This is a genomic window from Mycobacterium sp. OAS707, assembly GCF_014873705.1.
Lineage (GTDB): Bacteria > Actinomycetota > Actinomycetes > Mycobacteriales > Mycobacteriaceae > Mycobacterium.
Genome location: NZ_JADBDS010000003.1, coordinates 635,697 through 661,924, shown reverse-complemented (window position 1 = coordinate 661,924; position 26,228 = coordinate 635,697). Strand labels below are relative to the sequence as shown.

29 protein-coding genes and 1 tRNA gene are annotated in these 26,228 nt (G+C 65.9%); 13 read left to right on the top strand and 17 right to left on the bottom strand.

Annotated features, from left to right (window positions below):
- Positions 1-64 precede the first annotated feature (64 nt).
- Both GGC64_RS21365 and GGC64_RS21360 read left to right on the top strand, forming a co-directional pair.
- Positions 65-439, top strand: coding sequence for a hypothetical protein (locus GGC64_RS21365; RefSeq protein ID WP_192724522.1), 375 nt, complete (start codon positions 65-67; stop codon positions 437-439).
- On the top strand, positions 440-1,597 hold the full coding sequence (locus GGC64_RS21360; protein ID WP_192724521.1) for a cation:proton antiporter: 1,158 nt from the start codon (positions 440-442) through the stop codon (positions 1,595-1,597).
- Here GGC64_RS21360 and GGC64_RS21355 read toward each other — a convergent pair.
- Positions 1,567-2,526: an AraC family transcriptional regulator gene (locus tag GGC64_RS21355; protein ID WP_192724520.1), complete on the bottom strand. Its 960-nt coding sequence runs from the start codon at positions 2,524-2,526 to the stop codon at positions 1,567-1,569. The two genes, GGC64_RS21360 and GGC64_RS21355, sit on opposite strands and share 31 nt — an antisense overlap.
- 9 nt (positions 2,527-2,535) lie before the next feature.
- Entirely contained in the window at positions 2,536-3,171 is a 636-nt protein-coding gene (locus GGC64_RS21350) for a TetR/AcrR family transcriptional regulator (RefSeq protein ID WP_192724519.1), read from the bottom strand.
- 87 nt (positions 3,172-3,258) lie between these two features.
- Between GGC64_RS21350 and GGC64_RS21345 the strand changes: the two genes are divergently transcribed.
- Complete coding sequence (locus GGC64_RS21345; protein ID WP_192724518.1) at positions 3,259-3,924, top strand: DUF998 domain-containing protein; 666 nt, start codon at positions 3,259-3,261, stop codon at positions 3,922-3,924.
- Positions 3,925-3,992: 68 nt separating this feature from the next.
- A complete protein-coding gene (locus GGC64_RS21340) occupies positions 3,993-4,487 on the top strand; it encodes a DUF1772 domain-containing protein (protein WP_192724517.1) in 495 nt (164 codons plus the stop codon).
- A 2-nt stretch (positions 4,488-4,489) separates the two neighbouring features.
- Here GGC64_RS21340 and GGC64_RS21335 read toward each other — a convergent pair whose 3' ends face one another.
- A complete protein-coding gene (locus tag GGC64_RS21335) occupies positions 4,490-5,362 on the bottom strand; it encodes an RDD family protein (protein WP_192724516.1) in 873 nt (290 codons plus the stop codon).
- 28 nt (positions 5,363-5,390) lie between these two features.
- Here GGC64_RS21335 and GGC64_RS21330 point away from each other — a divergent pair, with 28 nt between their 5' ends.
- The gene (locus GGC64_RS21330) at positions 5,391-6,383 is read left to right on the top strand and encodes a stage II sporulation protein M (protein ID WP_192724515.1); all 993 of its coding nucleotides are present in this window, start codon (positions 5,391-5,393) and stop codon (positions 6,381-6,383) included.
- Here GGC64_RS21330 and GGC64_RS21325 read toward each other — a convergent pair.
- The 5 genes from GGC64_RS21325 to GGC64_RS21305 are packed head-to-tail and all read right to left on the bottom strand — an operon-like array spanning position 6,380 to position 11,717.
- Positions 6,380-7,702, bottom strand: coding sequence for a DUF58 domain-containing protein (locus GGC64_RS21325; RefSeq protein WP_192724514.1), 1,323 nt, complete (start codon positions 7,700-7,702; stop codon positions 6,380-6,382). The two genes, GGC64_RS21330 and GGC64_RS21325, sit on opposite strands and share 4 nt — an antisense overlap.
- Positions 7,702-8,679 (bottom strand): MoxR family ATPase, encoded by a 978-nt coding sequence (locus GGC64_RS21320; protein WP_192724513.1) that lies wholly within the window; start codon positions 8,677-8,679, stop codon positions 7,702-7,704. The genes GGC64_RS21325 and GGC64_RS21320 overlap by 1 nt, the downstream gene beginning before the upstream one ends.
- The gene (locus GGC64_RS21315; RefSeq protein WP_192724512.1) at positions 8,676-9,833 is read right to left on the bottom strand and encodes a DUF4350 domain-containing protein; all 1,158 of its coding nucleotides are present in this window, start codon (positions 9,831-9,833) and stop codon (positions 8,676-8,678) included. The genes GGC64_RS21320 and GGC64_RS21315 overlap by 4 nt, the downstream gene beginning before the upstream one ends.
- Positions 9,830-10,486: a DUF4129 domain-containing protein gene (locus GGC64_RS21310; protein WP_192724511.1), complete on the bottom strand. Its 657-nt coding sequence runs from the start codon at positions 10,484-10,486 to the stop codon at positions 9,830-9,832. Before GGC64_RS21310 ends, GGC64_RS21315 begins: the two co-directional genes overlap by 4 nt.
- 1 nt (position 10,487) lies before the next feature.
- Entirely contained in the window at positions 10,488-11,717 is a 1,230-nt protein-coding gene (locus GGC64_RS21305; protein WP_192725221.1) for a glycerophosphoryl diester phosphodiesterase membrane domain-containing protein, read from the bottom strand.
- 103 nt (positions 11,718-11,820) lie between these two features.
- Here GGC64_RS21305 and GGC64_RS21300 point away from each other — a divergent pair, with 103 nt between their 5' ends.
- The 3 genes from GGC64_RS21300 to GGC64_RS21290 all read left to right on the top strand — a co-directional run bounded on the left by GGC64_RS21300 (position 11,821) and on the right by GGC64_RS21290 (position 14,289).
- Entirely contained in the window at positions 11,821-12,285 is a 465-nt protein-coding gene (locus GGC64_RS21300) for a GatB/YqeY domain-containing protein (protein WP_192724510.1), read from the top strand.
- Positions 12,286-12,334: 49 nt separating this feature from the next.
- Complete coding sequence (locus tag GGC64_RS21295; RefSeq protein ID WP_192724509.1) at positions 12,335-13,321, top strand: LLM class F420-dependent oxidoreductase; 987 nt, start codon at positions 12,335-12,337, stop codon at positions 13,319-13,321.
- 71 nt (positions 13,322-13,392) lie between these two features.
- A complete protein-coding gene (locus GGC64_RS21290; protein WP_192724508.1) occupies positions 13,393-14,289 on the top strand; it encodes a manganese catalase family protein in 897 nt (298 codons plus the stop codon).
- Between the two features lie 53 nt (positions 14,290-14,342).
- Here the strand turns inward: GGC64_RS21290 and GGC64_RS21285 are convergent, their stop codons facing one another.
- Positions 14,343-14,927 (bottom strand): hemerythrin domain-containing protein, encoded by a 585-nt coding sequence (locus tag GGC64_RS21285; RefSeq protein ID WP_192724507.1) that lies wholly within the window; start codon positions 14,925-14,927, stop codon positions 14,343-14,345.
- A gap of 103 nt (positions 14,928-15,030) precedes the next feature.
- Here GGC64_RS21285 and GGC64_RS21280 point away from each other — a divergent pair, with 103 nt between their 5' ends.
- Positions 15,031-15,183 (top strand): hypothetical protein, encoded by a 153-nt coding sequence (locus GGC64_RS21280; RefSeq protein ID WP_192724506.1) that lies wholly within the window; start codon positions 15,031-15,033, stop codon positions 15,181-15,183.
- Here the strand turns inward: GGC64_RS21280 and GGC64_RS21275 are convergent.
- A complete protein-coding gene (locus GGC64_RS21275; protein ID WP_192724505.1) occupies positions 15,180-15,851 on the bottom strand; it encodes a phosphodiesterase in 672 nt (223 codons plus the stop codon). The genes GGC64_RS21280 and GGC64_RS21275 overlap by 4 nt on opposite strands.
- 118 nt (positions 15,852-15,969) lie before the next feature.
- Here GGC64_RS21275 and GGC64_RS21270 point away from each other — a divergent pair, with 118 nt between their 5' ends.
- Together GGC64_RS21270 and GGC64_RS21265 are read left to right on the top strand one after the other, a co-directional pair.
- On the top strand, positions 15,970-16,665 hold the full coding sequence (locus GGC64_RS21270; RefSeq protein WP_192724504.1) for a HemK2/MTQ2 family protein methyltransferase: 696 nt from the start codon (positions 15,970-15,972) through the stop codon (positions 16,663-16,665).
- Positions 16,662-16,877, top strand: coding sequence for a CDGSH iron-sulfur domain-containing protein (locus tag GGC64_RS21265; protein ID WP_192724503.1), 216 nt, complete (start codon positions 16,662-16,664; stop codon positions 16,875-16,877). Before GGC64_RS21270 ends, GGC64_RS21265 begins: the two co-directional genes overlap by 4 nt.
- Here the strand turns inward: GGC64_RS21265 and GGC64_RS21260 are convergent.
- Positions 16,860-17,876 (bottom strand): iron-containing redox enzyme family protein, encoded by a 1,017-nt coding sequence (locus GGC64_RS21260; protein ID WP_192724502.1) that lies wholly within the window; start codon positions 17,874-17,876, stop codon positions 16,860-16,862. The two genes, GGC64_RS21265 and GGC64_RS21260, sit on opposite strands and share 18 nt — an antisense overlap.
- Positions 17,877-18,123: 247 nt before the next feature.
- Between GGC64_RS21260 and GGC64_RS21255 the strand changes: the two genes are divergently transcribed.
- On the top strand, positions 18,124-18,369 hold the full coding sequence (locus GGC64_RS21255; RefSeq protein ID WP_192724501.1) for a hypothetical protein: 246 nt from the start codon (positions 18,124-18,126) through the stop codon (positions 18,367-18,369).
- Between the two features lie 33 nt (positions 18,370-18,402).
- Here GGC64_RS21255 and GGC64_RS21250 read toward each other — a convergent pair.
- The 4 genes from GGC64_RS21250 to ponA2 all read right to left on the bottom strand — a co-directional run bounded on the left by GGC64_RS21250 (position 18,403) and on the right by ponA2 (position 23,406).
- A tRNA-Pro gene (locus tag GGC64_RS21250) sits at positions 18,403-18,476 on the bottom strand.
- A gap of 251 nt (positions 18,477-18,727) precedes the next feature.
- Positions 18,728-19,837, bottom strand: a complete 1,110-nt coding sequence (locus tag GGC64_RS21245) for a PLP-dependent cysteine synthase family protein (protein ID WP_192724500.1) — start codon at positions 19,835-19,837, stop codon at positions 18,728-18,730.
- A gap of 75 nt (positions 19,838-19,912) precedes the next feature.
- Entirely contained in the window at positions 19,913-20,869 is a 957-nt protein-coding gene (locus tag GGC64_RS21240; protein WP_192724499.1) for a metallophosphoesterase, read from the bottom strand.
- Positions 20,870-20,943: 74 nt separating this feature from the next.
- Positions 20,944-23,406, bottom strand: coding sequence for a transglycosylase/D,D-transpeptidase PonA2 (ponA2, locus tag GGC64_RS21235; RefSeq protein WP_192724498.1), 2,463 nt, complete (start codon positions 23,404-23,406; stop codon positions 20,944-20,946).
- Positions 23,407-23,707: 301 nt separating this feature from the next.
- Here ponA2 and GGC64_RS21230 point away from each other — a divergent pair, with 301 nt between their 5' ends.
- Positions 23,708-24,064, top strand: a complete 357-nt coding sequence (locus GGC64_RS21230; protein ID WP_192724497.1) for a WhiB family transcriptional regulator — start codon at positions 23,708-23,710, stop codon at positions 24,062-24,064.
- On the opposite strand, the gene GGC64_RS21225 is transcribed toward GGC64_RS21230, so the two are convergent.
- Both GGC64_RS21225 and GGC64_RS21220 read right to left on the bottom strand, forming a co-directional pair.
- Positions 24,061-25,203 carry an ArsA family ATPase gene (locus GGC64_RS21225; protein WP_192724496.1) on the bottom strand — a complete coding sequence of 381 codons (1,143 nt, stop codon included), beginning with the start codon at positions 25,201-25,203 and terminating at the stop codon, positions 24,061-24,063. The genes GGC64_RS21230 and GGC64_RS21225 overlap by 4 nt on opposite strands.
- Positions 25,203-26,222: an ArsA family ATPase gene (locus tag GGC64_RS21220; protein ID WP_192724495.1), complete on the bottom strand. Its 1,020-nt coding sequence runs from the start codon at positions 26,220-26,222 to the stop codon at positions 25,203-25,205. The genes GGC64_RS21225 and GGC64_RS21220 overlap by 1 nt, the downstream gene beginning before the upstream one ends.
- Positions 26,223-26,228 lie beyond the last annotated feature (6 nt).

The following is a 26,228-nucleotide window of genomic DNA, read 5'->3' as shown; positions in this document are numbered from 1 at the left end:
TGTCGCACCGTACTTGGCAGCTTTCGATGGCAAGTGGTCAGCGGGCTGAGTAACGTGTCCGGCCATGACGGTGAAGTGGCTGGCCGAACCCGAGGCCCACGATTACGACGCGGCGGCGGCGTACCTCAGCATGCTCGCGGAGGACGACGCTGTCGACAAGACCGTGGCGGCGCTGAAAAAAGCCAAGCCCGTCTCTCAGAAGGCCAAGGATATTCTGCGCGCGGCCGGACTGAAGCTGTTACCTGAGACCAACGCCCATGTCCGGGCCGACTTGGCGAAGATCAGCGATGGCAAGAAACTGTCGCCCATTCTATTGGTGCGGGGCAGCGCCGTCGGGGGTTGTTCGTTGCAGATCGCCGACGGCTACCACCGGGTCTGTGCGAGCTATCTGACCGACGAAAACACCGATATCCCTTGCCATTTGGTGTCCTGGCAATAGATGTCCGGGTTCGGCTTCGACACCCTGGCCGTGATAGCCGTCATCGGCGTTGCGGGGCCACTGCTGGCGTCGATGCCGCGGTTCGCCATCCCGGTGGTCATCGGTGAACTGGTCGCCGGTCTTGTGGTCGGGCGGACGGGTTTCGGCATCGTGGACCATACCGATCCGACGTTCACGTTATTGGCCAACATCGGCTTTGCGTTGGTGATGTTCGTCGCCGGTACGCATGTTCCCGTGCGGGACAAGACGTTGCGGTCATCGGTTCCAAAGGCGCTGCTGCGCGCGGTGGCGGTGGGCGCGGTGGCCGCTGTGGTTTCAGTCGTGCTGGCGGAGATCTTCGGCACCGGACACGCGGCGGTCTACGCGGTGCTGATGGCGTCCTCCTCGGCTGCGTTGGCGCTGCCGGTGATCGATGCGCTGCGACTGGATGGGCCGCCGGTGCTGTCGGTGACTACCCAGATTGCGATCGCCGACGCAGCCTCGATCGTGTTGCTGCCGTTGGTGATCAATCCTGCGCAGGCGCCACGCGCTGCGCTGGGCGCGCTCGCGATAGCGTGCTGTGCCGCGGCAGTCTTCTTCGTGCTGCGCATCGCCAACCGGCGCGGCTGGCGCAGGCGGTTGCACCGCTACTCGCACAAGCGCCGGGTCGCGCTGGAACTTCGGCTGAGCCTGATCATCCTTTTCGGGCTGTGTGCGCTGGCTCTGAGCACACACGTATCGATCATGTTGGCCGGCTTCGCTCTTGGCCTCGTGGTGTCCGGGGTCGGCGAACCGCACCGACTGGCGCGGCAGCTGTTCGGCATCACTGAAGGCTTCTTCGGCCCGCTGTTCTTCGTCTGGCTGGGTGCTTCACTGCAAGTGCGCGAACTCGGCCACCATCCCGCCCTCATCCTGCTCGGCCTTGGCCTCGGTGTGGGTGCGCTGCTTGCCCACGGCCTGGGCAGCTTGTTCGGCCAGCCCCTGACACTCGCCGTGCTGTCGGCAGCACAGCTCGGGGTACCGGTCGCCGCCGCAACCCTGGGCACCGAACAACATCTGTTGGCTCCCGGTGAGCCGTCGGCGTTGATGCTTGGGGCATTGGTCACGGTGGCGACCACGTCGATCGCTTCAATGGTGGCTGCCCGTGGTCAGAGCGCCTCGACCGCTGCGCCCGGGTAGGCGGCGTCGGCGCGGTAGGTGTTCGGGCTGACTCCGTAGGCGCGTTTGAACGCGCTGCTCAACGCGAACGGGGTGCTGTATCCGACGTGCCGCGCCACCGCTGCGATGGTGGACTGGCTGGACCGCAACAGATCCGCGGCCAGCGCTAGCCGCCAGTTGGTCAGAAACGAGATGGGTGGCTCGCCGACCTGCTCGGTGAACCTGCTCGCGAATACGGCCCGCGAACTACCAACCGCCGCAGCAAGATTCGCGACAGTCCAGGGATGGCCAGGATGGTTGTAGATCAGCTTCAGCGCAGGGCCGACCACCGGGTCGTGTTCGGCGTGCCACCAGGTCGGGGCGTTCTCGTCGCGGTCGAACCACGTGCGCAGCACGGCGATCAGCAACAGATCCAGCAGTCTGTCGAGATACGCCTCCTGACCGTGCCCATCGTGGCCCGCCTCGGTCGTCAGCAGATCGACCAGCGGCGTTTCCCAATCGTCGGCCCGCAGCACCAGCACAGCGGGCAACGCCTCGAGTAGGCGCGTGCTGACCTCGCTGCGGCCCTCATACGCACAGATCACCGAGCGCGTGGCACCCGATGAACTATTGCCCCACGTCCGCACGCCGAGCGACATCTCGAACTTCAGGCTTTCACCGGACAGCGTCGTGCACCGCTGGCCCGGATGGATGACGACCATCGGCGTGGTGGCCGGGTCGTCGGCGAAGACGTAATGTTCGGTACCGCGGGTGAGCGCGACGTCGCCGGGGCCAAGCCACAACGTTCCGCTGTGCTCACCGAGGATCACCGCGCGGCCGTGCGTCTGGCAGATAAGCGTCAGCGGCGCATCGTCTTTGATGCTCATCGACCACGGCGGGTCCATCATCATCCGCAACACGAAAGCGCCTCGCGCTCGCACACCATCGAGCAGCCCGACCACGGCGTCCACGCCGCGAGCCTAACCCGTGTGCACCTGATAGGCGGCCAGAAAAACCTGTACACCCGCACGGACATGGTGCTCGATGTCGATATCCGCCAACACCTGCGGCCCACCGTAGAACAACGCCTGGTCGATCGATCGTCCGACGATCAGGAACGCGAAATGCTCTGCGGCGACGGCAGGTTCAGCGACGTGCAGGAGGCCACGCCGATGCAGCGCCGCGAAGCAGGCGGCGAAGGCGGACAGCGTGCGGGCGGGTGCCTGCGTGTAGTAGAGCTCGGCCAACTCGGGCACCCGGTTGGCCTCGCCGACGACCAGCCGTCGCAGCTGAACGACGGGCTCCTGCAACACAGCCCGAAGATAGTCGGCGGCCAGCGCGGTCAATTCGGTTTCGAGATCGGCGGCGTCCGCGAGCGCCGCAATCCTGTCGAGGAACGGTGCCACCGTGTCGTTCAAGGCTTCGTTCACAATGCTCAGCAGCAGTTCGTGCTTGTCGCCGAAGTGCTTGTAGACCGTCTGCTTGGAGACCGCTGCCGAGGCGGCAATCTGGTCGACGCTGGTGGCTTGGTAGCCGTTGCTCAGAAACAGGTCTCGTCCCGCCTCCAGGATGGTCAGTCGCTTGCGCGCGGAGCGACCGAGTACTGCCTCGGGCATGCGGCCCTCCTTTCGGTACTGGACAGTCTAGTTCTGCGATGAGTACAGTACTGGACAGCCTAGTTTGATTTCGGCGAAAGGCCCGTCATGATCACGACCGATTGCCCGCCACTATCGGTGCGGATCACAAAGTCGCTGCTCGGCTATGGCGTCATCGCGGGCCCTATCTACGTGGTTGCGGTCGCCGGCCAGATGGCGACGCGCGATGGGTTCGACCCGACCCGGCACGCGGCCAGTCAACTCGCGAACGGACACCTCGGCTGGATTCAGATCGCGACGTTTCTGGTCACCGGCGCGATGACGATCGCGGCCGCCGTCGGCGTGCGGCGTGCGCTTGGGCCGGGACGATTGTCGGCCTGGGCCTCTGGGCTGCTCGGTGTTTACGGCGTCGCACTTGTCGGGGCTGGCATCTTTCGGGCTGACCCGTCGGACGGGTTCCCACCGGGCACTCCACCTGGCATGGGTGAGGTCAGCTGGCACGGCATGGCGCACCTGATGGTGGCGAGCGTCGGTTTCGCGTGTCTGGTGGCAGCATGCTTCGTGCTCGGCGCGTGGTTCGCGCGCACCGGACAGTCGCGGTGGGCGTGGTTCTCCCGCATCACCGGCGTCGTATTCGCGGGCAGCTTCATGGCGCTGGCATCCGGATCCGGCGGGGCGGCAACGATTCTCGTGTTCACCGCGGCCGTGGTGTTGGCGTGGGGCTGGTTGACCGCGGTGTCGGTCAAGCTGTACGGCGGCACCGGCCCGGCATAGACGCACGCGTATGGAGTCGGGACGGTCAACGATGGCCCGTCGCCGCTGGTCTCGGTTGACTTCATGGCATGAATACCAGCCCCGTCGTCATCCTGACCTCGCTCACCGCCCTCGCCAGTGCCGCAGGCGGCGGAATGATGTACGTGTTCTCGACCATGGTGATGCGCGGTCTCGACCGCACCGGACCGGTGGACGCCATCACCGCGATGCGCGGCATCAACGCCGAAGCCAACGCCAGCCCCGCGTTCCTGCTGGGGTACTTCAGCGCGACGATCCTTGCGCTGGTGGTCGGCGTCATCGCGGTCGTGCGACTCAATCAGCCAGGCAGTTGGTGGCTGCTGATCGGCGCGATCTTCGCAATCCTCGGTGCCATCATCACGATGGCTTTCAATGTGCCGCTCAACAACCACCTCGATTCGGTCGACCCCGCTGCTCTGTCGGCGGCCGATGCCGCGCGTGAGTGGCAGGCGTATTTCTCGACCTGGACGGCGTGGAACCACGCCCGCACCCTCACCGCTTTCATCGGAGCGGCGGTGCTGCTTGTCGGGCTACGTCACCGCTGACATCAGCTCGGCGGCGTGAAACCGCCCGAATCCGTTGGCGGTTGGGGCGGCGGCGCCTGGGGTGGATATGCCGGCTGAGCGGGCCACTGCTGCCACTGGGGTGGGGGAGCAGTCGGCGGGCCCGCGACCCGCAGCCGCTCGAGCTCGCGGCGATGCCGCTCGGCCAGCACCGCCGCCAGCACCAGTTGCGGCGGCGTGCCAGGCGGGGGCGGCGGGGAGATCTGGGCCACCACATCGGTGGTGATCCGATAAGCCATCGGGTCGCGCACGGCAGGATCCAATTGCGCTGCACGGGAAAGGAATTGACGGGCGAGCTCGGCCTGCTCGGGATTGAGGCCCGACAATTGGAGCGACGACGCCCACCACGCGAGCTGGGGTGGCATCGGCGGTGGTGGGCTCAGTCGGGGGGCGCGCTCGGTGATCACCACGGTGCCCGCGAAGAAGTCGCCGATGCGTTTTCCCTTGGCGGACAGCAGGCTACAGATCACGGCAGGTCCGCCGAGGAATGTCCAGATCTCGAATATCCCGGCCAGCGCCCGAAAGAGTGCTTGACGAAAGCGTTCTGGACCACCGTCCTCCGACACCACTCGCAGCCCGAGCGCCATCTTGCCAAGCGATCTCCCCCTGGTTGCCGTCTCGAACACGACCGGATAACCCACCAGCGCCAGCACGGTGAAGATGATCAGGATGGCGGCCGACAAGGCTTCGTCCAACTGCGTCAGCGTGGCCGCCCACAACAGCGTTCCGAGGATGTAGGCGATGAACACCACCGTGATGTCGATCATCGCCGACAGCGCGCGCACCGGTAGCTGGGCGATCTGGACATCAAGGACCACCGCGTCCCCGGTCACCACTTGTTCTTGCTGGCCGACCATGTCAACCCACGCTACTAGGATTTGCCATGTGGATGTCGACGCGTTTGTGCTCGCGCATCGCCCGACGTGGGATCGGCTCGAGACGCTGGTCAAGCGTCGTCGGCGATTGACCGGCGCGGAGGTCGACGAACTGGTCGATCTCTATCAGCGGGTGTCGACGCACCTGTCGATGGTGCGCAGCGCTTCAACCGACGCGCTGCTGATCGGGCGATTGTCGGGTCTGGTGGCGCGGGCGCGTTCTGCGGTGACCGGCGCCCACGCACCGCTGTGGAGCGAGTTCATCCGGTTCTTCGCGGTGTCCTTTCCGGTCGTGGTGTACCAGGCCTGGCGGTGGTGGCTCGGCACGGCCATCGGGTTTCTGTTGGTGAGTGTCTTGGTCGCGCTGTGGATTTCCGGCAACCACGAGCTGCAGTCCAGTCTCAAAACCCCAAGCGAGATAGACCAATTGGTCAATCACGACTTCGTGTCGTACTACAGCGAACACCCGGCGGGATCGTTCTTCTCGCAGGTGTGGCTGAACAATTGGTGGGTTTCGGCGCAGTGCATCGGCGCCTCGATCCTGCTCGGCATCCCGATTCCCTGGATGCTGTTCCAGAACGCCCTCAACCTCGGCGCGAACGCGGCGTTGATGTTCGACGCCGGGAAGGGCGACGTCTTCCTCAGCCTCATCATCCCGCACGGGCTGCTGGAACTGACGGCGGTGTTTCTTTCCGGCGCGGTCGGTATGCGGCTCGGATGGTCGGTGGTCTCACCGGGAAACCGGCCCCGCACTCAGGTTCTCGCTGAACGCGGCAGGGCGGTGGTCGCGGTGACCATCGGGTTGTTCGGTGTGCTGTTGGTTTCGGCGATGATCGAGGCTTTCGTGACTCCGTCGTCGCTGCCGACGGCCGTGCGCATCGCCATCGGCGTTGGGGCCGAAATCGCTTTCCTCGCTTACATTTTCCACTTCGGGCGCAAGGCCGCGAGGGCAGGCGAGACCGGCGACATCGACGACGCCCCCGACGTGGTGCCGACGGGCTAGAGCCGTCCGCTGGCTTTCATCGCCAGATAGTGGTCGGCGAGTGCGGGTGCCAACTCCTCGGGCGGGGCGTCCACCACGTCGACGCCCGAGCGGCGCAGCCGCGACGCGATCGCGCGCCTGTCGTTGCGTGCCCGTTCTGCCGCCGCGGCGTCATATACTTCGGCGGCGTCGGAGCGGCCCGCGGCAAGGCGTTCGATGCGTGGATCCGCGACGGCTGCGAGCAGTATCTGATGCTTGGCCGACAGTTGCGGCAGCACCGCCATCAGGCCTTCGTGCAGTGCCGAGGCGTTGAGGTCCGTCAACAGCACAACCAGCGCCCGTTGCCGGATTCGCCGTCGCACCGCGGCCACCATCGCCCGCGCATCCGATTCCACCAGTGCGGGCTCAAGCGGCGCCATGGCCTCGACCAACTGTGCGAGAAGTTCGGTACGCGACGCGTTGTGGACGCCGCTTCGGGCCACCCGGTCGTGGGCGATGAAGTCGACGTGATCGCCTGCGCGCGCCGCCAACGCGGCCAGTAGCAACGCCGCGTCCATCGACCAGTCCAGCCGCGGCCAGCCGCCGGGATCGCCGGCGGTCGGGTCGACTCCGACGCGGCCCGCCGACGTGCGGCCGGTATCGAGCACGATGACAACGCGTCGGTCACGCTCCGGCCGCCACGTCCGCACCACCACGTCGCCGCGCCTGGCGGTGGCACGCCAGTCGATGGATCGAACGTCGTCGCCGATGACGTATTCGCGCAACGAGTCGAATTCGGTGCCCTGGCCGCGGATCAGCACCGGCGTCATGCCCTCCAGTTCACGCAGTTTCGCGAGCCGGGCGGGCAGGTGCTTTCGCGAAAGGAACGGCGGCAGGATCCGGATCTGCCACGGCACCCGGTGCGAGCCCTGCCTGCCGGCCAGCCCTAGCGGCCCGATCGAGCGTGCCGTGACGAGCCCGGAACGCTGATCGCCGCGGCGCACCGGGCGTAGCGTGGTGACAAGGCGAACCTGCTGGCCCGCAGCGACATTGACGGCGTGCGTGCGCGGTTGCGGGCGGGCACTGGGCGCCCATGCGTCGCGGATTTGGCCGCGGAAGCGTGCACTGCCCGCGTTTTCGACCACCAACTCGGCTTCGACTGGCTGGCCGAGCCGAGCCGCCGTCTCGCCGAGCCGGCTGCACTGCAGACTGCGTGGGCTCGCGGCCAGCGCGATATCCGCGACGATGCCCGCGCCCAGGGCCGCCAGCAGTACGGCGAAAGTGGTTGCGGGCCAGGGTGATACCGCGATCGGCAAAACACAGATCAGCGCGATCAGGCCGACGCGGCCGGTCAAAATCACTACCGCGGTACCGGCACGGCCGCGAGTATGCCGTCGAGCACGCCGTCCGGGTTGGCGCCCTCCAGTTCGGCCTCCGGCCGAAGGGATACCCGGTGGCGCAGGGTCGGCCGGGCCATGGCCTTGACATCATCGGGGGTCACGTAGTTGCGGCCGGACAGCCACGCCCAGGACCGCGCCGTGGCCAGCAGCGCCGTCGCCCCGCGTGGCGACACACCCAGTTGCAGTGACGGCGAGTGCCGCGTCGCCCCGACGATGTCGACGATGTAGCCGAGCACCTCGTCGGCCACCAGCACCTCACGAACTGCCTCGCGGCCGGCCGCCAGCTCGGCCGCTCCGGCAACGGGTTTCACCGCCGACAGGTCGCGTGGGTCGAAGCCCCGCGCATGCCGGTTGAGGATCGCGATCTCCTGATCTCGCGGTGGCAGGGGCACGTTGAGCTTCAGCAGAAAGCGGTCCAGCTGGGCCTCGGGTAGCTGATAGGTGCCCTCGTACTCGATCGGGTTCTGTGTCGCGGCGACGATGAACGGGTCGGGCAGCGGACGCGGCTCGCCCTCGACACTGACCTGGCGTTCCTCCATGGCCTCCAACAAGGCGGCCTGGGTTTTGGGCGGGGTTCGGTTGATCTCGTCGGCGAGCAGCAGGTTGGTGAACACCGGGCCCGAGTGAAACTCGAATTCCGCTGTGCGGGCGTCATATACGAGTGAGCCGGTCACATCGCCGGGCATCAGGTCGGGGGTGAACTGCACGCGTTTGAACTCGAGTTGCAATGCCGCGGCCAGGGTTCGCACCAGCAGCGTTTTCGCCACGCCCGGCACACCTTCGAGCAACACATGGCCACGGCAGAGCAGCGCGATCACCAACCCGCTGACGACGGCGTCCTGTCCGACGACCGCCTTGGCGATTTCACCGCGCAACGCCAGCAAGGCGTTTCGCGCGGAGTCCGATGTCGCGGTGCTCTGGGCGGTTGGCTGAGTCACGATTGAGCGACCTGCCTTTCGAGGTTGTCGAGTTCGTGCGCGAGATTGACTAGTTCGGGGTCGCTGGCTGGCGGTGGCCCGAACAATATGTGTGTCACCGCTGGTGGAGACGATCCGCTGCGTTCGGCGACCGCCGCGGTGATCGCAGGTGGGTCTGCGTCGGGCCCGAGTCCGAGTCGAGGCGTCATCCGTTGCAGCGCGGCGGTGCGCAGCGCTTCTGCTGCGCGATCGCGCGCACGCTGCGACCGGTACAGTCGGCCACGACCCTCGACGGTCTCCGAGGCCCGGACGACTACGGGCAATTGCTCTGCAACCAGCGGGCCGATGCGGCGGCCCTTCCAGACCGCCAGCACTGCGACCACCAACACCAACTGCAGAAGGACCCATTTGACCGGCGCGGGCATCAACCCGAAAAGCCCTGGGCTGCCGCTTGATTCGGTGCCGCTGGCCTCACTGTGCTGGGGCGCGTACCAGATCAGCCGCGGATGCGATCCAGCCAGATTCATCGCCAGCGCGGCGTTGCCCTCCTTGAGCAGGCCGGAGTTGGTCATGAAATCCGCTGAGCTGACGACCGTCACCTCACGGCCATCTTCGGTGTAGCGGACCAGCGCTCCGCCGTAGCAGCGCGTCACCGACACCTTGCCGGCCGCCTCGTAGTCATCGCCGAGGCCGAGTTGCACCCGCCCCGCGCGGTTCGCCTCACGCATGTCGCAGTCGGGTTTTGCATCGGCGAAGGCGATCGTGGAGCCACCGAGACGCACCTCGGGGGCGAGTTGCTCGCGGGTTCTGGATATCGGCGAAACCAACAGACGATCACCGGGCAGCGCGGCCAACCGGTGCAGCACGTCGTCGTCGGACAGATACATCGTTTGCGCGATGAGAAGTAAGGTGTCGGGTCGCGCAGCGGCTTCTACCGCGGCGATGTCGCCTGCCGCGACGACGTCCACGCCGTGCTCGCGCAGGATCGTCACCAGCGCTCGGGCGCCTTCCGGTGACGTCGATTCGGGGTCCATCGGGCCGCCGGGTCGCGGCGCCGTCAGTAATGCGCTGACGGCGGCCACCGCGATGATGACGGCCAATGCGAACAGCACCCATCGAGCACTTCGCCATCGCTGGGTGAGCGTCGGCCCGACTGCGGTATCGCGGGCTGTCATCGCACTTCGGCCCAACCGTCGGCGGCCGCGGGGACCACAGCCGCGGCGTTGGAGGTGGCCGACGTGCGTGATCTCAGGTGGTTGTCGAGGTCGGCGATCATCCGGTAAGCAGCCTCGGTTCCCGGCCGCTCACCGTAGCTGACGTCGTTGAAAGCCTCTGCTGCCCCGCTCAATTCGGTGGTCAGCGCGGGTAGCGCGCGGCCGGCGTCGCGCGCGAGTTCGGTCGCGGTGCGGCCGGGTACGGGATCGAGGACCGAGCTCTCCTCCAACTGCCGGGCGACGGCCCTGAGCCGGTTGCGGATCGCGGCGGACCAATTGCCTTGTGCCGCATTCTGTTCGGCAGTGGCGCGGTGTTGAGCGGCGCTGAGTTCGTGCTCGCCGAACAGTGCATGCTCGCCGCGACGGTTGGTGCGCATGGTGCGTCGGGCGATGCGGATAGCGACCACGATGGCGATCGCAAGCAGAATCCCCAACACGCTCAGCGTCAGCCAACCGCCGGGCACCGATGCGCTGGCCTCCATCAGCCGGTACAGCATCTCGTTGATCCAGTCGAGGATCCGATCGGTCAGTGATGCCTTGGGGTATATCGGCTTTGCGAGCTCGTGCTGCGCCGCCTCGTGCGCGGCGTCGCGGTCGATGTCTATTGTCGGCACGTCAGGGTTGGCGGGTCAGCCACAGGTGGTCGGTGGAATCTGGTGGAGCGCCGGGCCCCAACCACGCACCGGTCTGCAGCACCATGTCGAACGCCTCGGCCCGGATGCGGCGGTCGGTGTAGAGCAGCACGACGACACCGGCAGAGAACGGCGCGGTGATGATCTGGCCGATCGCGCTGCCCACGGACAACAGCACCAGGGCGAAAAGGAACGCCATCGTGGAAGACGCTGCAGTGAGCAGGATTTGGCCGCCGAGGCTGAATGGTACGGATACCGCTCCCGCCACCACTGAGGTCACGATCATGGCGAGCAGCCAGATGCCGAACACCCGCCAGAAGTCGTTGCGCACCAATTTGAATGAGCGCGCGATCGCAGGAAAGATCGCGAGCCGTTCCAGCACGATGAGCGACGGTGTGAACATCAGCATCGTGGCCAGGTAGATCATGCCGAGAGCCAGTGCGATCACCAACGGCACCCCGACAACGGCGGCCGCGGTACCGTTGGCCGCCACCGCGACTCCGGCGATGACGAGCACACCGATGGTGACCAGGACGACGGCGCCGAGCACCTGCAGCACCGCGAAGCCGATCAGCGCCCACAGTCGGGGGCGCAGCCGCTGCCACGCCTCCTTCACGGTGATGCTCGCGCCGAACACGGCACGTCCGACGACGACGGTGAGCATGCCGCTCAACAAGATGGACGACAGCCACGTGGCGGCTGCGCCCGCGATGCTCGAGGCCGACGAACCGATCAGCAAGCCCGTCGATACTTCCTGACCGTTCAGCGTCGGCTGAAGCCGACCCGTGACGGCGAACGGGCCGACCGATAATACGAGCGCGAGAAGCTGTGCGATAACCACTACCACGGTCGTCAACCCCAGCGTCGCTTTGGGATTGGCGCGGATGTAGGCCACCGCCCCGTTGAAGATGTCCGACAGACTCAACGGCCGCAACGCAATCACGCCGGGCTTGAGAGCCAACGGTGCACCGTACCCGGGCGGGGGGTATCCGGGTGGTGGGTAGCCCGGCGGGGGGTAGCCACCCGGGAAGCCGTAGCCAGGCGGCGGGTATCCCGGCGGCGGGTATCCCGGCGGGGGATAGCCCCCAGGGGGTGGATAGCCCTGATACGGGGGCGTCGGATGACCCTGGTAGCCCGGCGGCGGATAGCCGGGAGGTGGATAGCCGGGCGTCGACGGGCCAGCCGTGGGGTAGCCGCCGGCGTCGTTGCTCATGGTCACCATCCTGTCGATGACAGTGCGAATTGACAACGTCGTCGACGGCGCGCCGCCGGAAAGGCGCACCGGCCTGCGGCCGCCCCGGCGTAGCGTTTGCGTCATGGCCGAACTCAAAGACCGGTTGCGCGCCGACTTGACCTCCGCGATGAAGTCGCAGGACAAGCTGCGCACCGCGACGTTGCGGTTGGTGCTGGCGGCGATACAGACCGAAGAGGTTTCAGGGAACGCGCCGCGTGAGCTATCCGACGCAGACGTGATCAAAGTGCTCCAGCGCGAGGCGAAAAAGCGCGGTGAGTCGGCCGAGATCTACACGCAGAACGGTCGCGGCGAACTCGCGGCGAACGAGCACGCCGAGGCTCGCATCATCGACGAGTATCTGCCGACGCAGCTCACGGAAGCCGAGGTGGCCGACGTCGTCGACACCGCGATCGCACAGGTGGCCGAGGAGATCGGGGAGCGGCCCGGCATGCGACAGATGGGCCAGGTGATGAAGGCCGCGACCGCCATTGCCGCAGGCAAGGCCGACGGCAAGCGACTGTCGGAGGCGGTCAAGGACAGGCTGTAGCCGGTTCGCCGATCGTTTCTCGGGAAAGACGGCCGGGTACCCGAGTGCCATGACGCGTTTTGGCTACACCCTGATGACAGAACAGAGCGGCCCTAAAGAGCTTGTCCGTTATGCCGTTTCGGCGGAACGCGCAGGCTTTGACTTCGAGGTGTCCAGCGACCACTACTTTCCGTGGCTGGCGTCGCAAGGCCATGCGCCGTACGCGTGGTCGGTGCTCGGTGCCGTCGCGCATGCGACCGAACAGGTCGAGCTGTTCACCTACGTCACCTGCCCGACGATGCGGTATCACCCCGCAGTCGTGGCGCAAAAAGCCGCGACACTTCAGATCCTCGCCGATGGGCGATTCACGCTCGGCGTAGGCAGCGGCGAGAATCTCAACGAACATGTGGTCGGCGGGCGCTGGCCGACGGTGTCACGGCGCCAGCAGATGCTCAAGGAAGCCATCCAGATCATCCGCGAGTTGTTCACCGGCGAGCTGATCGACTGGAAAGGTGAGTATTTCGAGGTTGACTCGGCCCGGATATGGGACGTGCCCGAGACACCCGTCGCGATTGCCACGGCTGTCTCCGGCGAGCGGTCGGTCGACATGTTCGCGCCGCTGTCCGACCATCTGATCGCCGTCGAGCCGAACAAGGACCTCGTCGATGCATGGCATGACGCACGCCGCGCGACCGGACTGCCCGGCGACGTGCGCGTGATCGGGCAGATACCGATCTGCTGGGACCCCGACCGCGACGCCGCGGTCGCGCGTGCCCACGATCAGTTCCGTTGGTTCGGTGGCGGCTGGGCAGTCAATGCCGATCTACCGACGACGGCGGGATTCGAGGGTGCCACGCAATTCGTCAGGCCGGAGGATGTCGCCGAATCCATCCCGTGCGGACCGGATCTCGACGCAATCGTCGACGCGGTGCGCAAGTACTGGGAAGCCGGGTTCACCGACATTGCGCTCGTGCAGATCGGCGATGACAACCAGGAGCTGTTCCTGAAGGAGGCGGCGGGCTCACTGTTGGAGAAGCTGCGCAGCGCATCGGGCTAGATTCAGTTTGGCGTCCAAGACCTTGGGTAACCGGCGGCGATCTGCACTACTTCAATCGCCGGGAGGCGCCAATGTTCGTTCACAACAAAGATCTTCAATTCGAGGTGCGGGTGGAGCGGCCCGACCCGAGGTTTGCCTCGCTACTCATGGAGCAATTCGGGGGAGCCAATGGTGAGCTCACTGCTGCCCTGCAGTACTTCATCCAGGCATTCGTTCTGCGTCAGAAGAATCCGAAGATGTACGACCTTTTCATGGATATCGCCACCGAGGAACTCAGCCACCTGGAAATCGTCGGGTCGACGATCACGATGCTTCTCGACGGCCTCAACGACGACCTCAAGATGGCCCATGAGCGCTGCGACTGGATGCCTGCGGTGGCTAACGCGGACGGCCGCGAGCAGGCCATCCATCAAGTCGCCGTCAACCCGTTGTTCTTCGTTCTCAGTGGCGGCGGACCGGATGCCAAGGATTCGGCAGGCAACAACTGGACGGGCGCCTACATCGACGCCAACGGCGATCCGACCGTCGACCTTCGTAACAATCTTGCCGCCGAGTCACGGGCGAAGGTCGTCTACGAGTACCTCAAGCAATTCACCGACGACCCCGGTGTGCAGGACACCCTGACATTCTTGATGACCCGGGAAATCGCGCACTACCAGCAGTTCACCGCTGCTCTCAACGAGCTGCCGGTCAACTTCCCGCCCGGCACGCTGGCCGGCGACGACCGCTTCCAGAACGTGGCGTTCAACATGTCAAACGGCGGGAGTCGGCCGGTTCGTGGTCCGTGGAACCAGGGTCAGGGACCGTGGCCTGACGGCATGAAGTGGAAGTACGTCGGCAAGCCGGAAGAAGAGTGGCTGGGCACCAAGTTGCGCGAGAATAAAGGCGCCAAGATGAACCCCGACGGGGAACCGGACGTGCCCTGCGAAAAGCCGTTCACGCACGAACAACGCATGCCCACAACCTGATTCACCCATAGCGCGGAACCGGCGTCGAACCCACGACGCCGGTTCCGGCGTGCTCAGTGCATCTGTGGGTCGGGCGGGTTCTCCGCCTCTCGGCCAGTGGCCGCGTCACGCACGTGGTCGGCGATCGCCGCTGCCGTTCCCATCGTCTTCTGCACGGCCGAATTGGGTGGAGTGTCCGGGTGGGGCCGGGTCGGTGCGATCTTCTTTGCGGCTTCGAGCTTTTCGCCCAATTTGTCGCGTTCCTGCCGACTGACCGCCGCCTCGAATGCGGGCCACACGACGTCCTGCTCATACCTGATGTGCTCTCGCGCGGCCTTGACGAAATCCTGGAGCGCCTGTTGGTAATCGGGCTCTCCCGGCTTGCCGTCTTCCAGTCGCTGAAGCAGCTTCTTGCCCTCTTGTTCTTGGGCGATTGCTTCGTCGGCCAACTCATCACCGTTGCTGAGCGCGTCCCGGACCGCAGGCCAGAAGAATTGCTCTTCGATAGCCTCATGCTGCGACTCGGCGATGACGAGGTTGGTCACCATGGTGCCGAGGCCGCTGAGGTCGGCACCGGAACCCGACGGGGCGCCGTCGAGGACCTCCAACATCCCGAGCACGCTTTTGTGATCTTCTCGAAGAAACGTCAAAGCTTCCACTCTTGTTGCCTTTCGCGAGTCGATAGTCCGCAGCGCATACCCGAGGCAGGCAGGTTGAAACGGGCCGTCAGCGGGTAGTTCCACGAGGACGAAAGGTATTGCGATGCCAACCGGTAAAGGGATCTACGACAACGAAAACGCCGACGAGCCAAAGGGCGGGCGTCCCGGTCCGAAAGATGAAGGCCGCGAAGGGGGTATGGCGACCCGGGAGAATGCGCCTGATGTCGCGGAGACCGACGCGGAGCCCACCGCTTAGTTGGATTCTCTGCCTTCGCGACTGCGCCGATACGCCGCTCGGCGGATGTTCGCGAGCCAACCGGGAGCCAACTGCACGTCCTCATCGCTGTGGAGTACGGGATCGAACGCGATGTCGTCGTTGCTCGGATCCAGATGGAGCAGTTTCAACCGTGCCAGCGGTTCGAACTCTCCGCTGCCCTTGGCTTGTTCGATATCGAAATCTATTCCGCCAGAGTCGATTTGATTGCTGATCGTGTCCAGCGACAGGCCGGGCTCATCGATCCTCGTGACCAGTCTGGCGCGCACCCACCACGTCTCGTCGCGGAATCGAAGCGGCATCAGGCTGGAGAACGACGTGCCAGACCACGACCGTGTCGGCCCGAGGACGAAGCGGCTGTTCGCGATCGTCGAGGCCAGCAGGACATCCCATGGCACGCACGAGCGCAGATCCTGCGGAGGCGGGATACGCCAGGCGAGGCCGGCGACGTCGGCCATCGCGCCTGGTAGGCCCACGCCTTTGGAGACCCGGCCGATGATGTCGCACGACTGCATCGGCAGTCCGTGGTCCGGTGGCGCTACCCGCTCGAGTCGGCCCGCGGCGAGGACACCATGCGGATGGAACAGCCGACTCTGGCGGATGGCGGCTCCGAGCCGCACCGGCAACGCCACGACGTCAGAAGCATGCACCAGGCATGTGTGCCCTGAATGCCGCAGTGCAAAACCCATACCAGTGGTTTAACGCAGCCGATACCGGGCATTAATCACCGCAGTGCTGGACGCACAAGCAAACACTGTCGAAAGGCCGATGTTGACAAGGGCATACACCGACCTGGATTTTCCAGCCGTTGTCGAGGGTGTTTACACACCACAAGCGGACTCTCAACTGCTCATTGACGTCATGGACAAGACCGGCCTCGCGCGTGGTCACCGCGTCGCCGACCTGTGCACCGGCAGCGGTGTGGCCGCGATCGCCGCCTACCAACAGGGCGCCACCGAGGTCACGGCCTTCGACATCTGCCCGCGCGCCGTGCACTGCGCGCGAAGCAACGCCGCAGGCGCCGGCTTCGATGTCGCGGTGCACCTCGGCTCGTGGGCGCGCGCGATCGAATTCGGCCCGTACGACTTGATCGTCTGCAACCCGCCATACGTGCCGCATGATCCGAGCGCCGAAGGGGTGCAGTTCCCGTCTCATCTCGGGTCCTCGGTGGCGTGGGATGCCGGATACGACGGCCGCATGGTCCTTGACCCCCTGTGCGCCTCCGCGAACGATTTACTCGCTACCGGCGGCACCTTGCTGTTGGTGCAGTCGGAGTTCGCCGGCCCCCGTCAGACGTTGGCGCAGCTGGCCAGCACCGGGCTGGACGCGGAAGTCATTGCATGGCAATGGATTCCCTTTGGTCCGGTGCTGTCGTCACGGGCGCAGTGGTTGGAGGAGACGGGTCGGCTCGAGCCGGGCCGTCGCGAGGAAGAGCTGTTGGTGATCAGGGCGGACAAGGCGTGAGCGACGACGAGCCCCGCATCGTGCGGGTGGTGCCCGCAGGCCCGGTGATGGTGCAGGGGCCGGTGCGCATCGAGATGGCCGACGGCAGCGTCGTGGAGTCCGACCGGTTCATGGTCGCGATCTGCACCTGCCGGCGCAGCAAGAGTTACCCGCTGTGCGACACCAGCCACCGCTGCCGTCAGCGGCCCGAACGGTCAGAGCGGACGGCGTAGCGACGAGCGGCCCGACTTCCAGCACGCCATCACATGTGCGGCGAGTCGGTCTTCCACGATGTCACGTGCCTTGATGCCGAACACCACGTCGCGGTCCAAATGTGGTTCGCGCGCAACGAGATCCCCCACCACATCGGTGCGGACCACCTGTTCGTGCACTGCGTCGGCGACGATGTGTTCGCGGTAGAAACTGATGCACGCCTGCGGTGCGCCCATCCGCTCCAGCGCGTCGACGAGGCGGCGGGAACCGGGTGACGACGTGATTTCCGTCGATGCGAAGTGGCCGACGGCGGCGCCGCGCAGTTCGCGGTGCAGACCGAACAGCGACATCAGGTTGACCGAAGCCAGTGCGTCGGCAGGCACATCGTCGAGATAGGCCAGGTAGGTCGAGTCGAGGCCGGCGGCGTCCAATAGGTCGGCGAACAGCTGCTGATGCACCAAAGGTCCACGGCCACCGCCGTATTCGTCGAACTCGACGGCGACGAACGACGCCTTGGCCTGTCCGATCAAGCGAGGTATCGCGAACGCGTGCGGGTCGGCTTCCTTGAGGTGATACAGCGAGCGGTGCACGAAGTACTCCCGCATCTGATCCCAGGTGCCGCTGTCGCGCAGGTAATACGACGGGCCCTCGCCGTCGACCGGTTCGATCGACAACGCGTCCATCGCGTCGGCCGCGGTTTCGTCGTCGGCGATCTCGCCGACGTCGTGGCGGACCGCGCTCAGGAACGCTTCCTCGAGACGACCGCGGACGTGCAGCAGTCCCGGATTCCATTCCCAGCGGGGGTTGACGCCGTCGAAGCCGCGGTAGTGCAGTTCGTAGCAGACGTAGAGGGCCAGCTGCAGGTCGAGACCGTACGGATCGGCCTCACAGAGGGGGACGTCGATCGGACGGGCGTGCAGCGCCGGCCTGCCGCGCGCGAGCGTGTCGATGATCGCCGAAGAGAGAGGGCCGACGGCACGGGGCAGCTTGGGTTCGATGGAGGTCGACGGCAAAGTCACGCCGCATGTAATTCCCCACCACACGGGCAGTCAAACTACGTCCGAGCGACTCCGTTACTGGCGTCTGCGGCCGATATCCAGCATGCGAAATGCGGTAGACCAAAAGGTACGGAAAAGGCGGGTGTCACCACTCGTGCCGCAAATCCGTCGGCGTGATCGCGAGCCTAATGTCGTGGGGGTTTGTTTAGTTCTAGAGTTGGTGGGGAAGTCGGCTCCCAACGTTGTCGAGTCGCAGGGGGAGAACGTTATGGTCGGCACGCTGATAGCCATCTACCTCATCGGCTGGTTGCCCGTGAGCCTTGTGGCGTACGCGGCGGGCACCCGTCTTGCAGATCGCAGAGCGCGCGCGGACCAGCCGTTGATGATGGTCGTCAGCCTGGGCGCCGGCGCCATCTGGCCGCTGTTGGTCGTCGGGCTCGTCGAGATGAGTTCGGTGATGGTGCTGACGAAGGTCCCGTCGAAACCCCGACGCAGTATCGGCATCTACGCCTAGTCGCGGCCGCAGTCGGCCGAGCAGATCACACAGTCGGGGTGGCGGGATTCGAACCCACGACCTCTTCGTCCCGAACGAAGCGCGCTACCAAGCTGCGCCACACCCCGCGTGAAGCCACGACAGCGTATCGCACCGGCGGTCGGTGAAGCCAAACGGCTTTCGTACGTTAGCCAGATCACGACACGCCGCGGGATGGAAGTCACTTGTCGGTGGCGTTATGCACACTGACGGCAGTAACTCCAGAATCGAGGCACGAAATGACTGGGCTTGGAGCTTCCATCTACCTGGGATTCTTCGCCCTGGCCGCATTGTGGCTGTTTCTGACCTCCGATGGGCCACTCACCGGCGGATCCGACGATCAAGGCCAGCGGCCCGAGCGCTCGAACTCCACCAACACCTCGGCCGATGCCGAGGGATCAATCCCCTGGCTGGTCAGCCACTCGCCGCAGAAGTAGGTGTCCGCGTAGCGATCGCCGCTGTCGGCGAGCAGCGTCACTACCGAGCCGCTGCGCCCTTCGGTGATCATCTCGGCCAGCAAGCCGAACGCCCCCCAAAGATTCGTCCCGGTTGACGGGCCGACCCGACGGCCGAGAACTTTACTGACGTGGTGTGCCGCCGCGACCGACGCGGCGTCTGGCACCGCCACCATCCGGTCCACCACCTCAGGCAGAAACGACGGCTCAACCCTCGGCCGGCCGATGCCCTCGATCCGCGACGACATACCGGTCACCACGTCGCGACGGCCCTGCGCGTAGGACGGGAAGAACGCCGAATTCTCCGGGTCCACGACGCACAACCGCGTCGCGTAGCGCCGGTAGCGGATGTAGCGGCCGATGGTGGCGCTGGTGCCGCCCGTCCCCGCACCGACGACGACCCACTCCGGAATCGGATGCGTCTCGTCACGCATCTGCTCGAAGATCGACTCGGCGATGTTGTTGTTGCCGCGCCAGTCGGTCGCACGCTCGGCATTGGTGAACTGGTCAAGGTAGTGGCCGCCGGTCTCTGCGGCCAGCCGTTCCGCCTCGGCGTACACCTGCGACGCCTCGGCGACGAAATGGCAACGGCCGCCTTGAGATTCGATCAGCGCGATCTTGGTGGCACTTGTCGATGACGTCATCACCGCGATGAACGGCAGACCCAGCAGCGCCGCGAAGTAGGCCTCCGAAACGGCCGTCGACCCCGACGACGCCTCGATGACCGTGGTGCCCTCACCGATCCAGCCGTTGCACAGCCCGTAGAGGAACAACGACCGCGCCAGTCGGTGCTTGAGGCTGCCGGTGATGTGGGTGGTCTCGTCCTTCAGGTAGAGCTGAATGTCGCAGCCGTCGCACCACGCCGCAGGCAATGGATAGCGCAGCAGATGGGTGTCGGCGCTGCGCCTGGCGTCGGCCTCGATCAGCCGAACCGCATTGTCCACCCATGAGCGCGGCTGGCTCCGAACAGCCGTCGCGGCCTTTTCGGTGGTCATATCCCCGCGAGTGTGGGGTTATGACACGTTTTTGCGCCGAAAGCGTGCGTTAAGCCCACACTCGACAACGGTTCTTCACCGCACCGAAACGCTCGGGTGGGACTCCGCCCTTTTTCCCGCGTCACGCCCGCCGATGGGCGCCGCCACCAACGTCAGCAGCGTGGCCTCCGGCCGGCAGCAGAACCGCACCGGATAGTAAGGCGACGTGCCGATGCCCGCCGAGACGTGCAGTTGCGTCCGTGCACCCCACCGCGAAGCACCCTTCGCGCGCGACCTGTCGAGGTCGCAGTTGGTGACGATGGCGCCGTAGAACGGCAGACACAGCTGGCCGCCGTGCGTGTGGCCGGCCATCACCAGCTGATAGCCGTCGGCGGCGAAGCGGTCGAGCACCCGCGGCTCGGGGGAGTGCGTCAGCCCCAGCGTCAGGTTCGCCGCCGGGCTGGCCGGGCCCGCGATGGTGTCGTAGCGATCCCGCGACAGATGCGGATCGTCGACACCGGCGACGGCGATGCGCAGACCGGCCACCTCGAGCTCGCGCTTGGTGTGCGTCATGTCCAGCCAGCCGCGCTCGGTGAACGCCGCCCGCAGGTCCTGCCAGGGCAACGGTTCGCCGTGGATGCGGTGGCTGGGCTTGGTCAGGTAATTCGCCGGGTTCTTCGGCCGCGGCCCGAAGTAGTCGTTGCTGCCGAAGACGAAGACACCCGGGGCGGCCAGCAGATCGCCCATCGCCTGAACGACGCCGGGCACCGCCTTCGGGTGCGCCAGGTTGTCGCCGGTGTTGACGACCAGATCGGGCTCCCAGCGGGCCAGGTCGCGCAACCAGGCCTGCTTGCGCCGCTGCTTGGGCCGCATGTGGATATCGCTGACGTGCAGCACCTTCAGCGGTGACGAGCCGGGCGACAGCACCGGCATGGTCACTTCGCGAACCACGAACGCGTTGCGCTCGATCAGCGACGCATAACCGATCCCTGCTACGACCGAACCGACGGTCACGGCTGCGGTGTTCTTCAGGATCGACGAACGGGCGGGCATGTAGAGAGCCTACTGCCAGTTACTGGCAGGCACCGTCTTCACACCCGGTGCGCGTGGTCAATTCCACAGCCTGGTCACGGTGGCGGCGGCGCAGGCGGGGGTGGCCCGAGCACGGGAACCGTGATCGGCGGCAGACCAGGAATCTCCACGACGGTCGAACCGATTTCCGGCGGCATGCCAGGTAGGCCAGGAATCGCGCCTGGCGGCGGCGGGGGCGGTGGCGGCGGGATGCCGTTGGAGATCTGGATCGTGATGATCGAACCGGGCACCGTCTGCCCGGCCGGCGACGTGCCGACCACCGCTCCGTACGGCGCGGTGCTGTTGACCGGCGTGGCCTGGTCGGCAACCTGGAAGCCCGCCTCCTTGAGCCGCATGCGCGCGGTGTCCTGGTTCATGCCTGCCACGCTGGGCACCTTGGAGCCCGGCGCCCCGTCGACATAGCGCGGGTCGGTGGGCGGCAACGCAACAGGACCGAAGTTGTCGGCGATCGGCTTCATCGCAGTGAACCAGGTGCGCGCAGGCTCGTTGCCGCCGTACAGGTTCCCAGAACCGCACTGCCGCAACGGGAATGAACACAGGTCGCCCGGCGTGGTCGAGTCGTCGTAGATGTAGTTCGCCGCCGCGTAGAAGGGCGTGAAGCCTACGAACGCCGATGACCGGTGCGCCTCGGTGGTGCCAGTCTTGCCCGACATCGGCAGATTCCACCCGGCCGAACCGGCGGCAGAAGCGGCGGTGCCGCCGGTGTCGTCCTTGCTCATCGCGTTGGCCAGCGTGTTGGCCAGCCCCTCGGGCACCACCTGCTCACACGTTTCGGTCGTGACGGCGACGTCCTTGCCGGTGCGGTCGATGACCTTGTCGATCGGGTTGGGCGGGCACCAGGTGCCACCCGATGCCAGCGTCGCCGCGACGTTCGACAACTCGAGGGCGTTGACCTCGATGGGGCCCAGCGTGAACGAGCCGAGGTTTTGGCGCTTGACGAAATCGGCCAGGCTTTCGTTGCTCTGCGGGTCGTAGTCGCGTGCCGTGCCGGGCAGGGCGTAGGACCGCATGCCCAGCTTGACCGCCATGTCGACGGTGCGCTGCACGCCGACCTGAGAGATCAGCTTCGCGAACGCGGTGTTGGGCGACTGTGCCAGTGCATCGGTGACGCTCATCTGACCGCGGTAGTTGCCATCGTTCTGCACACACCAGGTCGCAGGTGGGCAGCCCTTGGCGCCGCCGCTGCCGAGGCCTTTGGCCTCGAAGCGGGCCGGGGCGTCGAGCTGCGCGTTGATGCCCATGCCCATGTCCAGCGCGGCGGCCGTCGTGAAGATCTTGAACACCGAGCCTGCGCCGTCGCCGACCAGTGAAAACGGCTGCGGCTGCATGGTTTCCCCGGCTTCGGTGTTCAGGCCGTAGGTGCGATTGCTGGCCATCGCCAGCACCGGATGCGACTGTTTGCCCGGTTTGATCACGCTCATCACACTGGCGACTCCGTCGAGATCGGGCGCCGCGAGGCTGTCGATCGCCGACTTGACCGGGGTCTGCACGTCGGGGTCGAGCGTGGTCTTGATCAGGTAGCCGCCCTTGGCGACCTGCTCCTTGCTGATGCCGGCGCGGGCGAGGTACTCGAGCACGTAGTCGCAGAAAAACGCGCGATCGCCCGCGGCAATGCAGCCTCGAGGCAGCTCGTTGGGCTGCGGCAGGATGCCCAGCGGCTGCTCCTTGGCCGCGCGCAGCTCGTCGGCGTGTTCGGGAAGATTGTCAATCATGGTGTCCAGCACCAGATTTCGACGAGCCAGCGCACCGTCGGGGTTGGTGTACGGGTTCAGTGTGCTCGTCGACTGCACCATGCCCGCCAGCAGCGCGGCCTGCTGCCAGTTCAGTTCGGAGGCGTTGACCCCGAAGTACGTCTGCGCCGCGTCCTGAATTCCGAACGCGCCGTTACCGAACGACACCAGGTTGAGGTAGCGGGTCAGGATCTCCGGCTTGGTGAACGTCTTGTCCAGGGTCAGCGCCATCCGGATCTCGCGCAGCTTGCGGGCGGGCGTCGTCTCGACGGCGGCCCGTTTCTCGGCGTCGGTCTGCGCGATCACCAGCAGCTGGTAGTTCTTCACATACTGCTGTTCCAGCGTCGACCCGCCGCGGGTGTCGAGGTTTCCGGTCAGGTAGCCCGAAAGGCCGGTGAGCGTGCCCTGCCAGTCCACGCCGTTGTGTTCGGCGAACCGCTTGTCCTCGATCGAGACGATCGCGAGCTTCATCGTGTTGGCGATCTGATCGCTTGGCACCTCGAACCGGCGCTGCGAGTAGAGCCACGCGATGACGTTGCCTTTGGCGTCGACCATGGTGGACACCTGCGGCACCTCACCCTCGACGAGCGCGGCGGAGCCGTTGGCCACTACGTCGGAGGCGCGATTGGACAGCAATCCGAACCCGCCGACGACGGGAAACATCAGCCCGGCAACGACCACGCTGGCCAGAAGGCAGCACCAGGCGAGCTTGATGACCGTAACCGTGACGGGCACGGTCGGTGGTCGGGTCGGTGGCTGCTCCGGCATGCGTACAGAGTAACTAGGGCCTTGAGAGCACAAAATGGCAGTTCATGTCGGTCGATTGCCGGGTTCGCTGGCCGCGCCGACCTGCCGTTGCGTCAATTTTGCAGTCTGACGGCACGGTCGTCCCAAAAAAGTGCCTCCCAGACTGTTGCCAAGAACGCCCCTGACCACCTAAGTTGAGCTAACAGTGCGATGCAGGTCACACTCGACCCTCGCAATGTGGCGTAGATCGCATCAGCGTTCTACACCGGAGGACTACGCCGTCGCTGTGCTAGCTCGGCGGCTTGGAACGAAGGGAACGCTGGTGTCAGCAACGAGGCCCGCCGCGCGGAGGACAACCCCGAACATGTCAGCACACGCCATTGTCCACGGCGCGGAGGCCGAGGCCCGTATTGCTTGGGTATCCCAGGCTCGGTGCCGCCAGGCCGATCCCGATGAGCTCTTCGTCCGCGGTGCCGCACAGCGCAAGGCCGCCGTCATCTGCCGCCACTGCCCGGTGATCCTCGAATGCGGCGCCGATGCACTCGATAACCGCGTCGAATTCGGTGTCTGGGGCGGCATGACCGAACGCCAGCGCCGTGCCCTGCTCAAGCAGCACCCCGAGGTCGTTTCCTGGGCTGACTTCTTCGCCGCCCAACGCAAGCACCGCAGCGCCGTTTAGGCCGTTTCAGTAACTGTCTTCGTCTCGCCGGTGATCTGATCGGCGATGGCCCTCAGTGCCTCGAGGTCGGACACGTCGAACGGCAGCGACGGCACACCCACGATCGCCACGTGCGGGTTGGCGCCGGTGAACCGCGACAGCAGCCGGATTTCACGCTTGGCGGTCATCGCCCGGTCGGCGTGGATGCGCAGCACCGCGGCCGCCAACGAATCGGGATCCTTCTTGTCCAATTCGTCTGCGGCTTCCTCGGCCTTGTCGGCGTGCAGTTCGGTCAACGTGGGGTGGGTGCGGTTGAGAATCAACCCGGCCAGCGGCATGTGTTCCTGCGAAAGCCGATCGATGAAGAACGACGCCTCCCTCAGCGCGTCGGGCTCGGCGGCCGACACCACGACGAACTGCGTGCCGCGTCGCTTGAGGAGCTCGTAGGTGCGGTCGGCCTTCTCCCGGAAGCCGCCGAACGTCGCGTCTAGTGACTGCACGAAAGAGGCTGCGTCGGAAAGCATTTGCGAGCCAAGCACGGTGGACAACGCACGCATGGCAAGTCCCATTGCGCCCGTCACCAGCTTGCCGATGCCGCGCCCCGGGCCGAGAAGCAGCTTCCAGAGACGGCTATCCATGAAGCCGCCCAAGCGTTTTGGCGCGTCCAGGAAGTCCAGTGCATTACGCGACGGCGGGGTATCGACGACGACGAGGTCCCACTTGTCTTGGGCGAGAAGCTGACCCAGCTTCTCCATCGCCATGTACTCCTGCGTGCCTGCAAGCGAAGTGGCCACCGTCTGATAGAACTGGTTGTCCAGAATCTCCTGTGCGCGGTCGCGTCCGGAGTACTGGATCACCATTTCGTCGAACGTCCGGCGCATGTCGAGCATCATCGCGTGCAACTCGCCGGGTACCTCGGGGGCAAGCGGTACCCGCTGCGGGGTATTGCCCAGATCCTTGATGCCAAGTGCCTGGGCCAGTCGCCTGGCCGGGTCGATGGTCAGCACGACGACGGTGCGGCCGTATTCGGCCGCCCGCAACGCCATTGCCGCCGCGGTGGTGGTCTTGCCGACGCCGCCCGCGCCACAGCACACCACGACGCGGTTGGAGGTGTCGGTCAGGATCGAGCCCATATCGAGGGCCGGCGGTGTGGTGCTCATCATCGAACCCCCTGGTGGGCAAGCGCTTCGGCCAGTTCGTAGAGGCTGCCGAGATCGACCCCGTCAGCGATCTGCGGCAACTCCAACCGCGCGACGTCGAGGGCGTCGAGCTGCTCGGCACTCTCAGCACGCGCCGTGATCCGTGTCGCGTGCTGGATGGTCTCGGTCAACAGGCCGGCAAACTCACTGTCGGGCAACGTGATTCCGACACTTTCCAGTCCGGTGCGCACCGCGTCGGCATCGATGTCTCCCTCGGCGGCTTTGGCCAGGTCATCTGCCGGTAGATAGGCGGGGATGTTGCGGTTGACGATCACGCTGCCGATCGGCAGTTCCAGTTCCCGCAATTCCTCGATGGCCTCGATGGTCTCCTGGATGGGCAGCGCTTCCAACAGGGTGACCAGGTGGATCGCGGTGAGGTCGGAGTGCAGCACCTTGACCACGCTCTCGGCCTGCGAATGCACCGGTCCGCCCTTCGCGAGATCCGACACGGCCTTGGTGACGTCGAGGAACCGGGCGATGCGGCCGGTCGGTGGGGAGTCGACCACGACGGCGTCGTAGACGGGTTGCTTACCCTTCTCGGCGCGGGTGACGATCTCGCGGATCTTGCCGGTGAGCAGCACGTCGCGCAGGCCAGGCGCGATCGTCGTCGCGAACTCGACGGCCCCGATCCGGCGCATCGCGCGGCCTGCGAGGCCGAGGTTGTAGAACATGTCGAGGTATTCGAGGAAGGCCGCCTCGGTGTCGATCGCGAGCGCATTCACGGTGCCGCCGCCGTCGGCAGTGGCGATCTTCACCTCCGCGTACGGCAGCGGTGGCACGTCGAACAGCTGCGCAATGCCTTGGCGCCCTTCGACTTCCACCAACAGCACGCTGCGTCCGCCCGCGGCCAGAGCCAACGCCAGCGAGGCCGCGATCGTCGACTTGCCGGTGCCGCCCTTGCCGGTGACGAAGTGCAGCCGCGCCTTTGTCAGGCGAGACGGCCAGCCGACCGGTCTACCGCTGTTCGCTGAGGTAGCCACACCTGC

What these genes read in the sequence shown, in the direction of transcription:
- GGC64_RS21255 (WP_192724501.1), top strand. Translation starts at nt 18,124, where the DNA reads ATGGTCGGCACGCTGATAGCCATCTACCTCATCGGCTGGTTGCCCGTG.
- GGC64_RS21295 (WP_192724509.1), top strand. Translation starts at nt 12,335, where the DNA reads ATGACGCGTTTTGGCTACACCCTGATGACAGAACAGAGCGGCCCTAAA.
- GGC64_RS21360 (WP_192724521.1), top strand. Translation starts at nt 440, where the DNA reads ATGTCCGGGTTCGGCTTCGACACCCTGGCCGTGATAGCCGTCATCGGC.
- GGC64_RS21365 (WP_192724522.1), top strand. Translation starts at nt 65, where the DNA reads ATGACGGTGAAGTGGCTGGCCGAACCCGAGGCCCACGATTACGACGCG.
- GGC64_RS21300 (WP_192724510.1), top strand. Translation starts at nt 11,821, where the DNA reads ATGGCCGAACTCAAAGACCGGTTGCGCGCCGACTTGACCTCCGCGATG.
- GGC64_RS21245 (WP_192724500.1), bottom strand. Translation starts at nt 19,837, where the DNA reads ATGACCACCGAAAAGGCCGCGACGGCTGTTCGGAGCCAGCCGCGCTCA.
- GGC64_RS21315 (WP_192724512.1), bottom strand. Translation starts at nt 9,833, where the DNA reads ATGACAGCCCGCGATACCGCAGTCGGGCCGACGCTCACCCAGCGATGG.
- GGC64_RS21290 (WP_192724508.1), top strand. Translation starts at nt 13,393, where the DNA reads ATGTTCGTTCACAACAAAGATCTTCAATTCGAGGTGCGGGTGGAGCGG.
- GGC64_RS21335 (WP_192724516.1), bottom strand. Translation starts at nt 5,362, where the DNA reads ATGGTCGGCCAGCAAGAACAAGTGGTGACCGGGGACGCGGTGGTCCTT.
- ponA2 (WP_192724498.1), bottom strand. Translation starts at nt 23,406, where the DNA reads ATGCCGGAGCAGCCACCGACCCGACCACCGACCGTGCCCGTCACGGTT.
- GGC64_RS21225 (WP_192724496.1), bottom strand. Translation starts at nt 25,203, where the DNA reads ATGAGCACCACACCGCCGGCCCTCGATATGGGCTCGATCCTGACCGAC.
- GGC64_RS21340 (WP_192724517.1), top strand. Translation starts at nt 3,993, where the DNA reads ATGAATACCAGCCCCGTCGTCATCCTGACCTCGCTCACCGCCCTCGCC.
- GGC64_RS21280 (WP_192724506.1), top strand. Translation starts at nt 15,031, where the DNA reads ATGCCAACCGGTAAAGGGATCTACGACAACGAAAACGCCGACGAGCCA.
- GGC64_RS21270 (WP_192724504.1), top strand. Translation starts at nt 15,970, where the DNA reads ATGTTGACAAGGGCATACACCGACCTGGATTTTCCAGCCGTTGTCGAG.
- GGC64_RS21350 (WP_192724519.1), bottom strand. Translation starts at nt 3,171, where the DNA reads ATGCCCGAGGCAGTACTCGGTCGCTCCGCGCGCAAGCGACTGACCATC.
- GGC64_RS21305 (WP_192725221.1), bottom strand. Translation starts at nt 11,717, where the DNA reads ATGAGCAACGACGCCGGCGGCTACCCCACGGCTGGCCCGTCGACGCCC.
- GGC64_RS21345 (WP_192724518.1), top strand. Translation starts at nt 3,259, where the DNA reads ATGATCACGACCGATTGCCCGCCACTATCGGTGCGGATCACAAAGTCG.
- GGC64_RS21240 (WP_192724499.1), bottom strand. Translation starts at nt 20,869, where the DNA reads ATGCCCGCCCGTTCGTCGATCCTGAAGAACACCGCAGCCGTGACCGTC.